General features: G+C 34.8%; 13 protein-coding genes and 1 pseudogene. 2 read left to right on the top strand and 12 right to left on the bottom strand.

Annotation, left to right across the window (positions count from 1 at the left end; translation table 11 throughout):
• The 4 genes from BCR21_RS16465 to BCR21_RS16480 all read right to left on the bottom strand — a co-directional run.
• Nucleotides 1-343 (bottom strand): LPXTG cell wall anchor domain-containing protein (locus tag BCR21_RS16465; RefSeq protein ID WP_069647558.1); only part of this gene is annotated, 343 nt, incomplete at its 3' end.
• A 16-nt stretch (nt 344-359) separates the two neighbouring features.
• Complete coding sequence (locus tag BCR21_RS16470) at nt 360-3707, bottom strand: isopeptide-forming domain-containing fimbrial protein (RefSeq protein WP_069647559.1); 3348 nt, start codon at nt 3705-3707, stop codon at nt 360-362.
• A gap of 332 nt (nt 3708-4039) precedes the next feature.
• The gene (locus tag BCR21_RS16475; protein ID WP_069647560.1) at nt 4040-4729 is read right to left on the bottom strand and encodes a winged helix-turn-helix domain-containing protein; all 690 of its coding nucleotides are present in this window, start codon (nt 4727-4729) and stop codon (nt 4040-4042) included.
• 800 nt (nt 4730-5529) lie between these two features.
• Nucleotides 5530-5961, bottom strand: coding sequence for a hypothetical protein (locus tag BCR21_RS16480; RefSeq protein WP_069647561.1), 432 nt, complete (start codon nt 5959-5961; stop codon nt 5530-5532).
• A 431-nt stretch (nt 5962-6392) separates the two neighbouring features.
• Between BCR21_RS16480 and BCR21_RS16485 the strand changes: the two genes are divergently transcribed.
• Nucleotides 6393-6746, top strand: coding sequence for a MerR family transcriptional regulator (locus tag BCR21_RS16485; protein WP_084013378.1), 354 nt, complete (start codon nt 6393-6395; stop codon nt 6744-6746).
• Between the two features lie 97 nt (nt 6747-6843).
• Nucleotides 6844-7419, top strand: a complete 576-nt coding sequence (locus BCR21_RS16490) for an NAD(P)H-dependent oxidoreductase (RefSeq protein ID WP_069647562.1) — start codon at nt 6844-6846, stop codon at nt 7417-7419.
• Between the two features lie 38 nt (nt 7420-7457).
• On the opposite strand, the gene BCR21_RS16495 is transcribed toward BCR21_RS16490, so the two are convergent.
• The 8 genes and pseudogenes from BCR21_RS16495 to BCR21_RS16530 all read right to left on the bottom strand — a co-directional run.
• Nucleotides 7458-7898 (bottom strand): GNAT family N-acetyltransferase, encoded by a 441-nt coding sequence (locus BCR21_RS16495; protein ID WP_069647563.1) that lies wholly within the window; start codon nt 7896-7898, stop codon nt 7458-7460.
• A gap of 137 nt (nt 7899-8035) precedes the next feature.
• Nucleotides 8036-8645 (bottom strand): annotated as a pseudogene (locus BCR21_RS16500) (DUF1003 domain-containing protein).
• A 256-nt stretch (nt 8646-8901) separates the two neighbouring features.
• The gene (locus BCR21_RS16505) at nt 8902-10539 is read right to left on the bottom strand and encodes a peptide ABC transporter substrate-binding protein (protein ID WP_069647564.1); all 1638 of its coding nucleotides are present in this window, start codon (nt 10537-10539) and stop codon (nt 8902-8904) included.
• Nucleotides 10540-10560: 21 nt separating this feature from the next.
• Nucleotides 10561-10878 carry a cupin domain-containing protein gene (locus BCR21_RS16510; protein WP_069647565.1) on the bottom strand — a complete coding sequence of 106 codons (318 nt, stop codon included), beginning with the start codon at nt 10876-10878 and terminating at the stop codon, nt 10561-10563.
• A 195-nt stretch (nt 10879-11073) separates the two neighbouring features.
• Nucleotides 11074-11556, bottom strand: a complete 483-nt coding sequence (locus BCR21_RS16515) for a nucleoside deaminase (protein WP_069647566.1) — start codon at nt 11554-11556, stop codon at nt 11074-11076.
• 27 nt (nt 11557-11583) lie between these two features.
• Nucleotides 11584-12342 (bottom strand): tyrosine-protein phosphatase, encoded by a 759-nt coding sequence (locus BCR21_RS16520; protein ID WP_069647567.1) that lies wholly within the window; start codon nt 12340-12342, stop codon nt 11584-11586.
• 133 nt (nt 12343-12475) lie between these two features.
• Complete coding sequence (locus tag BCR21_RS16525) at nt 12476-13297, bottom strand: histidine phosphatase family protein (RefSeq protein ID WP_069647568.1); 822 nt, start codon at nt 13295-13297, stop codon at nt 12476-12478.
• Between the two features lie 16 nt (nt 13298-13313).
• A partial coding sequence (locus BCR21_RS16530) for a family 1 glycosylhydrolase (protein ID WP_139125685.1) occupies nt 13314-13843 on the bottom strand: 530 nt, incomplete at its 5' end.

Raw genomic sequence — 13843 nt, forward strand, 5'->3', positions numbered from 1 at the left:
ATTTATCTGCCTCCTGCTCTTTTTTACGTTTCTTAAAGAAAAGAAACAGTGCAATAGCTACTAGCACAATTCCGCCAATCCCAATTGAGCCTTTGATGATTTCACCCGTGGACGGATATCTTCCAACAGGTTTTGTGACCTTAGGTTCTGATGGGCTAGACGGCGTTGGTTTTGACGGTTCTGTCGTTGGCTCAGTCGAGTCTTCATAGAACGTAATGATTCCTTCAGTCGCTACTTGTCCTCCATTTTGGTTTTCAGCTGCAGTCACCGTCAATGAAATCGGTGTGATTGCCACCAGACACATAATAGAAGCTAGCATAATAATTATTCTTTTTTTATTCATACTTTTCACTCCTATTTTATGGATTTGCTGGTGGTGGTCCTGCGACTAATTCCCAAACAATTGTTGCTTCATATTTACCAGAAGCTATGGATTGACCAGAATCAACATTTAATTTGAAGCCGTCGCCTTCTGGTGACCAAGTACTACTGATGTTATATGGATCATTATTATCATTTTTACGTGAGATGATCGGTTGCGATGCACCCATTAACGTGATTTCATCATTTTTGTGTACATAACGAATCGCTCTTGGGATATATGTGTTCGGATCATCAACTTTGGCTAATTCTTTTTCTAAACGAGCATTCAAAGTCCATGTTTCTTGCACCGCACGGCCATCTTTCACGACTAAATCCGCTCCTTCATATGAAGGATTATTGATTTTTGTTCCTTTAGGACTAAAGATAGTTGTTCCGAAATTAATATTTTTGGGTGCTGAAACAAGTTCCAGAATACCAAAAATACTTCCTCCTGGATTATCAACGTTTGCGTCTTTAGAAAATACATCATGTGCTCGGTCAGGATCGTCAGGTCCTTCTATAAATTCCCCGGATTCTCTTGATGAAAAACCAGTTGCTGTCCCGACGTTATTGATTACTTTACCAACTGCAGATTGCTGAACTTCTGTTTTAAAGGTTACAATCGCAGAAGCTCCCGCCTTCAAATTCCCGACATTCACTGTCAATAAACGAGAATCGACATCATAGGTAAAGTCCGTCTCAGATGCCGTTTTACCATTAATCGTCACGTTTGCTGTTGCTGGATCAAATTTTAATCCGTCTGGAATCGTATCTTTTATAGTAACTTTATTCCAAACAGCATCTAGACTAGCGTTTTTTCCATTAGTTGCTGTTAACGTATAGGTTAAGATATCACCGACTTGTGTTGTTTTATCACCAGAAGAAACAACAGTCTTTTCCATTAATGGCTTATCTGGAATACCATCTTCTACACTATATTTCGTTGCAGCTTTGAACGTTGCATCACGGTATTTAAGTTCGGTTGCTGGATTGATATTTCCGTTGTCATTATTGGTTGACGGTACTGCTGGCGTAAGTGATTCTGTAATTTTTCCTGCATTATCTTCTAAGAAAATTTGGACCGTTTCACCTGTATTTAGATAACGCGGCAAATTATATGCCCATGTACCATCGTCATTGACTGTTCCCACAGTTGTTTGACGAACACCATCGATGTCAACGTAAATTTTTGCATTTGGTTCAGCGTCCTTACCCACTAATTGTTTCATGACGTTTGTTACTTTATCGCCAGTGACAACTGCAGGCTCAGGAGGGGTAACATCGATTACTGTTGTTGGTGTTTTTTCTCCCATTCTGTATGGGGTCAAAACACTATTGACATACGATGCACGATAAGGCGTTCCAAACATGTCTTTTTTAGCAAGTTGAAAGCCTGGTATCACATGATCCGCTTTTTTCCAATGGACATAGTTATCATCGGTACTTGTTCCTGTATAAGTATTTCCCAAAGTATCAGTAAAATCGACATAAGCCTTACGAATGCTATCAGCATAAACAGGTTTTGTTTTGGCATTGCCATCTTCGTCAAACGGATCGTTTCCACCAACTGCTGTGTAACCTATCAAGATACGTGTCTGTTGGTCAAAATCAGCATCTGTGACCGGGGTCCACGTCAATTCAGGTGTACTGTTCATTCCGGAAATACGTTTGTAATTCGGACGAGTGAATTGGCTTTGAAGAGCTGGATCGGAACTTGTAACGCCTCCACTTGCTGATGAATTTGTTACAGTAAAATCAGTTACGTTTGAATAATCATAGGTTGGAGCACCATCTATGCCAGCTTGATTATTCCAAACAGATATATCGGAGTTTTTTATCTGGAAACTATTACTCCCCCTATTCGACGTCGTGTCACCTAAAAAGGCATTCGTTGTCGTTGTACTATTAAATGAATTCCGAATATCAAACGATTCAGGACTATCAAATATAAATTGATTACCACCATTTGTTGAGTTATAAGCAATTACTCCACCATTGTTATTTCCAACAATAAAGACATTTGATTTTGGCTTAAATTCATATTTAGTGTTTTTAGGGTTCGCTTGTGAGCCTGCACTTGTCGCGTTTACTGCACCTGATTGTACAGTTGGTCGGCTTCCAGCACGAGAAAGCAAGTTCACAGTAGAACCTTCTTCCGCCGTAAAAGTAGCATTGTCGACGTTAAAATAAGCAGCTGAACCTGGCATATTCGCGTTATATGTCGCATTTTTACCAACGTTCAATTCATCAAACATGTTGTAAACAGCAGGGTAGTTCGTCCCACTAGCTGTATAATTTAGATAAACAAAACTGTTATCACCAATATCAAATTTTCTAGTACCAGTAACGGCTCCATTATCATCAATACCAGTGTTTGAAATGAACCAAATAACTGAGTAATCATAGTAAGCATTTGTCCCTTTATAAAAAGTCGATGGATCGTATGTGATACCACCAGTATAAAAGTTCTCGGCTCCAGTCACTACAGTGTTATACCCATAGATACTAATTTCTGCACGATTTCCATTGATCAAACGACCACCAATACGTTGGTTACTACTTTTCTTACTTTTATCATATGGTGTGTAAACATTTCCGATACGATAGCGCCACAATCCACGTTGTTGACCATAATTTACTCCTGGCCCCCACTGACCATTTCCGTTGATAAAGGCCCAAGCGGTTCCTAAGTTTCCTTCTAAAGCACCATATCCCGTATTATTTGCAACTTGAATATCATGCATATGAAAAACCGGCACATCAGAAAAAGCTTTACCAAAGGTTGCTAGAGATGTAACGCCATCTACATTAAGTGAGCCATTAATCATTTCTAGCAAGTGACCTTGTCCGTCCAACTCAAGAGATTCTTTTCTGGAAATGCGAATTGCGGTACCATAATAAATATCTGCATCCAAAATAATTTTAGAAACTGAATCATCTTCAAACGCTGCTCTAAAAGTTGCCCAATCTGCTACATGAACTACTTTTGTTTCTGGGCGAAAATTATATTTTGCATTCCACTCATCATTTTGCTGAGTATTTAACGTTTTGTATTGGGATTGATATTCTTCATTTGTCATGCTCCCAGTAATTTTATTGCTAGATTCATTCTCGACTGATTGATAAGCAGTTCCATTCATGTAAGCTTCCATCTGCGGTACAGTAATATTCTCTTGGTTATGCAAATCTGCTTCTGTTTTTGGGGAATTAGAACCCTCTCTATTTTCTGTCGGAAATTCTTCAGATGCTTTGATTTGAGTAGATTTATTAAGTAAAACAACCACTAAAACACTCAACAGAACAAAAGCTAGTCCAATAAAATAAGACTTTTTTCCGATTTTCATATATTCTCAACTCCTTCCTTAACAATTTTTTTGCACGTCTGCCTTAAAAGAACGCACAATCTATTTCTATTTTTCTTGCCAATTGTTTAATTTTTTGATACATTCACAATGCAGGGGAAAATTAGCGCTTATTTTTTTACTAGCCCATTGAGAATGGCAGTTCTCGTTCTGGACGTTAGTATATGAGCACTGATTTTCTCTATTTTTGTTTATGCTTAACAATTGGCTTGAAAAAAGAAATCATATTTTTTTGTCACCGTCATTGTCTTAATAAAATAGTAGATCAACCGCCATGACAGACCTGTTTATCTCAGTAATCAAAAATAAGTAATCTATATCGTCAACTTATACCCTTTTGAACGAACTGTTTTAATATATTCAGGATGTGCAGCATCTTTTTCGATTTTCTGTCTTAAATGAAAAATCAAATTCGATACGCGATATTGTTTGTCATTTCCGTCATTCTCCCAAACATTTTTGTAAATTTCCTCATAAGAGACCGCCACACCTTGTTGTGTTTGCAAAAACTCAATTGTTTTAAATTCAAGTTTTGTTAAATTGATCTCTTCTCCGTTCAATACAACACTAAAATTACATGGTCGTAGTTGAAAAGTTATTTCATCAATAGCTTTTCTAGAGTGCTCTTCATTTTTTTCATTCACATGATTGTATCTATTGAATGCATTTATTATAGTAAGTTGCCACTCTTCTGGGTCACATTCATTATCAAATATTCCGTCTGCACCAAGCTGTAAATAAACAATATGATTCATCTTATTGTTCTTTTCTGAAATCACCCAAATAAAATTATTTTGCTTTTTCTTTAATAGAATGATTAGTTCACAGATTATACCGATATTCTGTGATTGCTGTTCGTCGATGATGATACCATCATAATTTTCTATCGTTTTAGCAACTTCATTTTTGTTTATTGGATGTACTTGTAACTGAGTGCTCTTTAATGAATTTATGTATTTTTGTTCCTCTGTATTGCCAAGCAAAACGAATCCTATGTTGTACATGTGGTGTTCCCCTTTATGATTTTGTTTTTAAATTAGTCATTTCTGATTGACAAGTTCCTATTTAATCACTTTTTTAATTCGAAAAAGTGATTAATAAGATATATTAAAGATATATTAACAAAACTAAAATAAGTTTAATCTATTTTTTTTATCAAGTCTACACAAATTCATTCTTTTGTTTATCATCTTTTTGATAAATATCTCAAATATTTGAGAATTATGTGAATGAAATCTCATTTTTTATTAAATTCTCTATTATCTTTTTTTTGAACTTACTTGAAGAAAAGCGTTGATTTATAAGACTTTCTTTATAAAAAATCATCGTTTCAAAGCTTTTATTCTAATAATTAGAATGGAGTGGAAAAATAAATAGAAAAAGACAGATTAAAAATCTGTTGACTCTTTTGGCTGAGGAAAAAAATTTATTCTCGATAAATTTTATAGAATTCGGACAATTGATGAGCATACGATAATTGCTAGTCTTTATGCGGAAACGCAAGCAATCAGAACACCATTATTTTTTGCATAGAAATCTTGAAAATGTCCATAAAATCGATGCTGTATTAGGCCTCTTAATTGAAAAATGCTCAAATATAATATAGAAAGAAAAAAATACCAAGACTAAATATATAATAGTCTTGGCATTTTTAAAATTTCCAAATAAACAATCAAAAAGTTCAAACAGAATAAATTAAAGCCTTATGATATGTTTTTAATACTAATTATTTCAGATAAGTTTAAAAAATAATTAACAGAATATGCACTATATACTCATATTCTATTATCTATAGTACATGTCACTACATTTTATGGACACTGTGTGCACTTTGAATACCGCCACAGGCTTCTTTACAAGCTTGATTAATCAGTCTAAACGAACTCTCTGTACTATTCAATCCACGTTTGTATTTGATCTCATCGATGACTTCACATTTTTCGTTTAATGCTTCTAGCCAAAAGTAGATTCCTTCTTTATAGGTATCTAAGCCTTCCAAAAGGATTTTTGTTGCTTCTTTTTCACCATAAAATACTAAGTTTTTTCTAAAACTTGCTTCTTCTACAAAGAACCGATTAACATTGTTGCGGCAAAATAAATATGTATCTTTACCTCTTCTGTTAATGGCTTGACTACAGCTGTTCTCTTGTACTTCCTTAGAAATGGCATTAAAAATCTCATTGTAGACTTCAACTCGTTGCATTACTGACAAAATCATATCTGTATAACTAAACATAATGCTCTCTCCTCCCATAACTAAGCAGCTAAAAACGCTGACTTATGTTTATTATAGTATCTCTCAATCTCTTATATCAAGTAATATGCTATTAAAATACAATTTTTTTGTCATTTTTTTCATTCCTATGTCTATTTTTTTTCTACTTTAAAATAAAAAAAAAGCCCATTCCTCAGCGTTTACAAGGGAATCAAGCTATTTTTCTTTTATTTATCACTAATTCTATATTATTATTTTTTGATTTTATCATAAATTGAATTTTCAAAAATAATACTTTTAGTTACTTTAAATTCTTATAAATAAGTATAAGCTGTTAATAGGAATTATACACATTAGTATAGAGAGTTTAAAATATAATGCTCGAAAAAACTAATTTTAGTCATTGACATTGGAGTATGCTCCAATGTTAAGATGATTTTGAGGTGATCGAAATGGAGAAAAGGTGGACAATCAAAGAAATCGCTCGACAAGTTCATTTAAGTGAAGATACAATTCGATATTATGAAAAAGAACACTTGATATACCCCCAAAGAGGAGAGAATAACTACCGATTATATGGGCAGAAAGAACTTGCACGTTTAAAGTATATCTCTGTCATGAAGTATGCTCATTTTTCTTTAAAGGAAATGAAAGAGGTATTGAATTTATTCGATCAACCTGTCTCTTTAGAATGCAACAATCGTAGTCGAGAACTGATGACAAACAAAGTCAATGATTTAGAAACAATGATTCAGCATTATCAATTGATTATCAACTCAATCAACTCACTACCGATTCCCATGTGAATCAAACTATGAACAAATGAAAAAGGAATTAGCACAATTCACTAATACCATTTTTGAAGATTTACATCCCTAAAAAAATTACCTGGAGGTATCACAAATGAATATATTGATTATCTATGCTTATCCCAATACAACTGGCTATACTCATACCATTTTAAATAATATACATCAAGGAACGGAACAACAAAATACCGTCAAAATCATTGATCTTTATAAAGAAAATTTCGACCCGGTGTTGGTTTTCAACGAACAGAAAAAAAGAAAAAATATGCAGTTTGATGAAGAAACGGCCATTTATCGTGAACAAATTTTATGGGCAAATCATCTTATCTTTATATTCCCGATTTGGTGGGGCGGTATGCCTGCAATTTTAAAAGGTTTTATTGATAAAGTTTTCAGTAAAGGTTTCGCTTATAAATATAAAGGTAGTCTCCCTGTCGGACTGTTAAAAGAAAAATCAGCATGGATCGTCACAACTGAAGATGCACCTAAATGGTATAAGAAGTTATTTCAACAAGATTATGGAACCATTTTGAAAAAACAAGTATTAAACATGTCCGGTATCAAAAAGGTCAAACACTATTCATTATCTTCTATGAAAAATCTAAATGACACGCAAAGAAAAAACTTTCTACAGAAGATGTTCGAGCAAGCTTCTAAATTATCTGCTTGATTTTTATTTTGAAATAAAAAAAGGCACTAAGAAAAATTTTACTTTTCCTTAGTGCCTTTTTTTAAATGTAAAATTGGATATGGTCTGCCTGCATCATCAACTTCACTTCTTTCATATTCATCAAAACCCATTACTCGATAAAAGGCTTTGGCAGACTGATTTTGTTCATTAACATCAATAAATTGAATATCATTTTCTTTAAGTAAGTTTGTTACTACCTGTTTGCCATATCCTTTTCCAATATAGAGTGGATCTAAAAAAAGCATTTCTAATTTTTTTCCATCCACACCAGAAAAGCCGATGACCTTGTCCTGGTCTGTCCATACTCTTACATCTAGGTGAGGAAAATATGTCGGTAGCTCATTCTTTATTGTTTCAAAATCTTCAGTGCTCAAAAAATCATGTGTTTGTTCAACCGATTTTGCCCAGATTTCTACGAGTTTACTGTACTCGTTTTCAGTTGCTTGGTGCTGATCCATTTTATTCTCCTTAACTATTTTGTCTTCTTACGTGATTTCATGATAGCATTTCTTCACTTTATTATCGATAATTTTACTAAAAGCATCTTTTGCTGAGCTCATTTCTTTTCGTTCAATTCATTGATCTGCCCTTGTAATTATCCCAATAATTCAATCTGCATGTTCTGCATTTGAACTAAGTGCTGCCATTGACTATTGATTAGATAATCCATTTTTTTCATGAAGTAAATTAACTTCTATTTCCGATTTTAAGTTGATTTGATTTCCGCTCGATCCCCTTGTTCTTATCGATTTTGACACATCATAATGATAGGTGCTTGAATCGCTGCTAAACAAGATAACACCAGATTAAGTAAAATATATGGGTATGGATCAAATGGTGTGAAAAAAATCATTGTAGAATTAACAATGATCCATACAGCTCGTACGGTGATAAAAATGAAAATAAACGGCCAACTGCCACCAAATTTAGCAATACCATCGGCCGATTTTTGTCTTGTGGTCAATTTTTTTAGTTGGTGTAGGATTTGGCTTATCGGTAATCGTTGTATTGTCTTTAATACTTTGAACGATCGTTTCATTCAACTGTTCCATTTTTCCTGAATCCTTTGAAATTAGTTGTTTTATATAATCTAGTCGATAATTCAGTAAATCTGGAAACGTAATTTTTGATTCTTCTGTCAGCTCGGGGCATACTTTATGAATGTTCAGCTGTAGTTCCTCTTCGGTATTTTTCAATTGTATTATGTTATTGTGGGCAGAACTTTTTTTCCTGCTTTTTCGCTACTCTTTTGTTTTGCTATTTTTTACTCCTTATTCTCATTATGCCTCTATCATACAATTGTCAGTCGATTTCATACATCAATTTGACTAAAAGAGGCTGAAACATAACTCTACGAGTCACATCTCAGCCTCAAGGAATCCGAATAAACGGTAAGAGCAGAAACAACTCCTTCTTATTTCTCGGAGTTAAACACTTCTTTCCCAACCTCTTTTAGGAAAGTTATTTTGTTTCTTTATAGATATTTTTCAATGTTAATGGTGCTGCAAATGTATGATAATTTACCCCTTTAACTTGTTCATTTTGTAAAACCGATTGCTGATTTTGACTGATAATAATCATTCCTGCTGTATTTTCAATGCCTTCTTTTTCAGCAGCAATCAAGGTTTCCCAGCGTTTTTCTAGATCGGTCGCATATTTTTGTGAAGCATCGTCTAATAAAGCGTCATACTTAGCGTTCGAGTAATTGCGGTCGTTTCCTGTACGTAACATGTTTAATGTTGAAATCGGATCTTGATAATCTGGTGTCCAGTAAATCAAGAACATATCGTAGTCACTCTCACGACTAAGATTTAATGCTGTCTCAGTTGGTAATGCTGTCATATTGATTGTCAAACCAGTAAATAGTTTTTCTAAACTGCCTTGAAGGCTTTCACCCATTTTTTTATATGAACCATCATCTGTTACCATTAAATCCAACGTAATTTTATCGCCTAACTCTTTTTTGGCTAGTTCCCAATATTTCAAAGCTTCTTCTTTATTGTAGGTCATTAAATCGTCGGCTTCTTCTCTAAAATCTACCCCTGTTTCAGGATTACTTACGAAACCTTCTGTAACTGCTCCATACAGCGGTTTTGATCCATCTGCAATAATATTATTCACGAGATTCTCTTTGTCAATCCCTAATGCCAAGGCTTTTCTTAGGTTTTCATTTTTTAATGGTGTCTCTTTGTCTTTACGTTTTTGGTTTAAGCGAATATAATTCATGGTTGCTGTTGGATAGGAGTGATAGTTTGGATTACTTTGATTTTGTTTTGCTAATTCTCCAGTGACTGTCGCTATATCTAACTGTCCATCTTCAAATAGATTCAATGCTGTTGAGGCTTCTTTAACAACTTCATAATGGATCTTATCTGATTTCACATTCGCTTGATCCCAATATTTTTCGTTTTTCTTTAAATCCCAGCTTAAATCTGTTTGCTTCCAATTCTCTACGCTAAATGGTCCATTATAAACAACATTTTCACTTGTTGTTCCGTAATCTGTTCCCATTTGTTCAACGAATTTTTGATTTTGCGGAAAAAATGTAGGGAAAGCAAGAACTGAAGTGAAATACGGTTTTGCTTCTTTTAACTTTACTTCTAACGTTTGGTCATCAATAGCTTTTACACCAAGTTCATCGACTGATTTTTTACCTTCTGAAATTTCTTCTGCATTTAAAATTGTATCCGCAACTAAGAAACTATATACAAAGCCATTTTTAGGATCAATCATTTTTTTCCAGGCGTACTCAAAATCCGCTGCTGTCACGGGATCATCATTACTCCATTTAGCATCGTCTCTTAATTTAATAGTATATGTTTTACCGTCTTCAGAAATTTCTGGCATTTCTTTTGCCGCTGCTGGAATGAGTTGATCCTTGTCATCTAGTGCATATAATCCTTCAAAAGCTGCTGTTTGGACAATAGCATCTGGAAAATCCAGCATAACTGATGTATCTAATGTCGTTAATTCCGAGGGCGACATTAAGTTTAATGGATCGGTTTCCTTTGTTTGCTTTGCTTCTTTGCCACCAGAACATCCCGAAATGATGGTCAGTATCAGCGCTAGGCCGATAATTGATTTGACTACTTTTTTCATACGTTTCTCCCCAATTTCATTTTATGTGCGTTCAACTAACATCCAAACAACAACTGCAGCTTCGACTCCATCGTTATAATTGATATGTCCTTCCCCTGCTTCAATTAGCTGCGCATCACCAGGTTTTCCTACCAGATCTTGACCGTCTTCTAAAATCGTATGTGCTTCACCCGAAACAACATAAGAATACTCATCTTGATCATGTCTAGCAAATCCTTCTAATGGTCTTTTTTCTCCTGGTTGTAAAATAACCACGCCCATCTGAACGTTTTCATTTGGTTGATTCTCTGCATCAAAAAAAATCGTCATTTCTTGCGGCAGTGATGGTTTGATGATCATACTTTATAACAACTCCTTTTTCTTTTATAAGTGATTTTATCTATTATTGCCTTAACCCTTCAATAAGTCAATAACATTTTTGAAAATTCTGACATTTCACCTGAAATTGAGCTACAAAATTGTTAAAGGTAATATGTGGAACAACACTGAAATTCAGCTTTGCTCCACAACCTTGAAATGATATTGATTTTTTTATTAATTCCAATAGCCTTGATGGACAGCGGCAGCCGCTTGCTCAACTTCTGGAAATGGTCCAATTACTTGGATATTTTTTTGACCATGACTCAGTATTTCTTTTGAAGGCAAATCGAAAGTTGGGTTTTGTTCATTATCACCTGTTAATTCTAGCAAACGTTTTTCAGTCATTGCATAAACAATTTTTCCGATATTTCCCCAGTAAATTGTTCCAGTACACATCGCACAAGGTTCAGCTGTAGTATACAACGTACACTCCCATAAAAATTCCTTGCTATATTTTTGTGATGCTCTGGCTGCCAATGTCGTCTCGGCATGTCCTGTACAGATATTTTCTGTGATCTCAATATTTTCCTGCTCTAAAAGAATCGTTCCTTCTTTATCGGCTAGTAATGCGCCAAAGGGTGTGTTGCCATGCTCACGGGCATTTCGGGAAATCTCGATGCAACGATTCAATAGTTCAATATGCTGACTTTTCGTCATAACTAGTCCCTCTTCTTTCAATCTTCTTTACTCAACAAAACGGTTATTCAATGCTTCTCTCGTCAATTTATCGATACCAATAGCTTGCTTTAGATAAGTAGAAACATCTCCATATTGCTTTTCAACCGTTTGATAAAAACGATCTAAATAACTGCTATCTACATTTAAAGCAACATGCAAAGCTGCTAAATTAGCTTCTTCCAGCTCTGCTTTTTTTGCTTGTTCTAAAATCATTGCATTTTCTTTTTTTCTTAAGTCATTTGTTAATAAATAATCTGTGTATATAGCCTTTCTTGGTACATCAAGCGTTTCTAATACCAATAATGCGGCAATTCCCGTACGATCTTTCCCTGCAAAACAGTGGAATAGAATACTTTCTTGTTTTGGTAAAGCTAAGATTTCTTCAAAAAATTTATTGTAGCCTTTTTGAGATATCGTATTTAAAGCAATATCCGCATATAGTTTTTCCATATAAGAAGCCGATTTCTCTGGTGAGCCGATTTTAACAAAATCTCCGATCGAAGCTCCTTCATCTTGAATGTCTTCCAAAATATCAATATGGATATATTCTGCTTTTGGAACAGACATATCAGGTCTTTCTTCTACTTCAGCTTCGCTTCTTAAATCAATGATTTTACCTACACGGTATTTTGTTTCTAAACGCTGCTCGTCATCTTTCGTTAAACTAGACAACTCACCTGATCTTAAAAACACATCTTTTTTGACTTGTTTACCTTCTTTATTTTTGATACCACCGATATCACGAAAATTTGTAATAGTCACCATAATTTTAGTCTCTTTTCCTTCTTTTTGTTCTTATTATACACAAAATTCGATCAAAATTGTTTCTTTGATCGAATTTTGTGCCAATGAGTTTGAAACGGATTATCGATTTACTGTTTCTAGCTCAATCGTTCTTCTATTTTTTTTGCCCTGCTTCAACGTAACTTAGATCATTGATTTTGTCTAACGTGTATTTTCCATCTTTATATTTTACAGTACAAACACTCGCATTTTTTAAGCCACCTTCTGGGATCTTATAATCATCGGATAAGGTAGCAAGTAAAGCAGAAATACTTAATCCATGAGACGTGATTAAGACATTCCCTGAACCTTCATTCTTCATTTCTTTTTCAACAATATCATCTATCCCTGCTTTAAGTCGAGTAGTGATTGTCTTATAATCTTCTGCTGGCCAATTGACTTTAGCTTCTTCTACATTTTTAGCGTCTAATTTAGCTACACTGTTAGCAAAAGATTCTGGTGTCATATTTTTCAAGAATTCTTCTAACGTTACTCCTTGATCATCTGCTATATCTTGCCACATGGTGTGATTCAAATCGCCTTCATATGTTCCAAAATTGAATTCTCTCAATCGTTCATCCGTAACGACTTTTAAGTCAGACGATTTTTCATTTTCTTTCACAATTAGATTAGCTGTTTGAATGGCACGACCGCTGTCACTACTATATGCATTTTGAAAATCGATATCTTTTAGCCCAACACCTGCAGCGGTTACGACTTCTTCACCTGCTTTAGTCAAGACTGCGTCCGACCAACCTTGGACACGATCTGTTGTATTTAGCATTGTTTTACCGTGGCGAACGATATACAAAGTCAACTCTTCTGGTGTCTGTTTAGCAGTTGCGGTATCCCCTGTTTTGGCATTTCCGCTACCACATCCTGCGACTACTAATAAACCTAATATTAAAATCCCTAACAGTTTTCCTCTCTTTTTCATCTGATTACCTCCCCTTTTATTTGTTCGTCAAATCTTCTCCATTTGTCGCAATCACTTTTTTATACCAATCAAATGATTTTTTCTTCGAGCGTTTCAATGTACCATTTCCATCATTATCACGGTCTACATAGATAAAACCATAGCGTTTTTTCATTTCTCCTGTTCCTGCTGAAACAAGATCAATACAGCCCCATGTGGTATAGCCTAGTAAATCTACACCATCAAGCTCTACGGCATCTTTCATCGCTTGGATATGAGCGGCTAAATACTCGATGCGATAATCATCGATCACGTTGCCGTTTTCATCTGGTGTATCTACTGCGCCTAAGCCGTTTTCTACGATAAACAATGGTTTTTGGTAACGGTCGTACAAGTCATTCATTGTCACACGTAAGCCTAATGGATCGATCTGCCAGCCCCATTCACTTGCTTCTAAATATGGATTTTTAACTGAGGCAAAGATATTTCCTGCTGTTTGTTCATTGATCGCAGGATCAGTCGATTGAACGCGTGATGAATAATAAGAGAATGAAATAAAGTCTACTG

It is taken from the genome of Enterococcus ureasiticus (assembly GCF_001730285.1).
Lineage (GTDB): Bacteria > Bacillota > Bacilli > Lactobacillales > Enterococcaceae > Enterococcus_L > Enterococcus_L ureasiticus.

Bases quoted from the DNA above. Each gene is read 5' to 3' on its own strand.
- BCR21_RS16475 (WP_069647560.1), bottom strand. From the start codon at position 4,729: ATGTACAACATAGGATTCGTTTTGCTTGGCAATACAGAGGAACAAAAA.
- BCR21_RS16510 (WP_069647565.1), bottom strand. From the start codon at position 10,878: ATGATCATCAAACCATCACTGCCGCAAGAAATGACGATTTTTTTTGAT.
- BCR21_RS16520 (WP_069647567.1), bottom strand. From the start codon at position 12,342: ATGGTGACTATTACAAATTTTCGTGATATCGGTGGTATCAAAAATAAA.
- BCR21_RS16505 (WP_069647564.1), bottom strand. From the start codon at position 10,539: ATGAAAAAAGTAGTCAAATCAATTATCGGCCTAGCGCTGATACTGACC.
- BCR21_RS16515 (WP_069647566.1), bottom strand. From the start codon at position 11,556: ATGACGAAAAGTCAGCATATTGAACTATTGAATCGTTGCATCGAGATT.
- BCR21_RS16490 (WP_069647562.1), top strand. From the start codon at position 6,844: ATGAATATATTGATTATCTATGCTTATCCCAATACAACTGGCTATACT.
- BCR21_RS16470 (WP_069647559.1), bottom strand. From the start codon at position 3,707: ATGAAAATCGGAAAAAAGTCTTATTTTATTGGACTAGCTTTTGTTCTG.
- BCR21_RS16485 (WP_084013378.1), top strand. From the start codon at position 6,393: ATGGAGAAAAGGTGGACAATCAAAGAAATCGCTCGACAAGTTCATTTA.
- BCR21_RS16525 (WP_069647568.1), bottom strand. From the start codon at position 13,297: ATGAAAAAGAGAGGAAAACTGTTAGGGATTTTAATATTAGGTTTATTA.
- BCR21_RS16480 (WP_069647561.1), bottom strand. From the start codon at position 5,961: ATGTTTAGTTATACAGATATGATTTTGTCAGTAATGCAACGAGTTGAA.
- BCR21_RS16495 (WP_069647563.1), bottom strand. From the start codon at position 7,898: ATGGATCAGCACCAAGCAACTGAAAACGAGTACAGTAAACTCGTAGAA.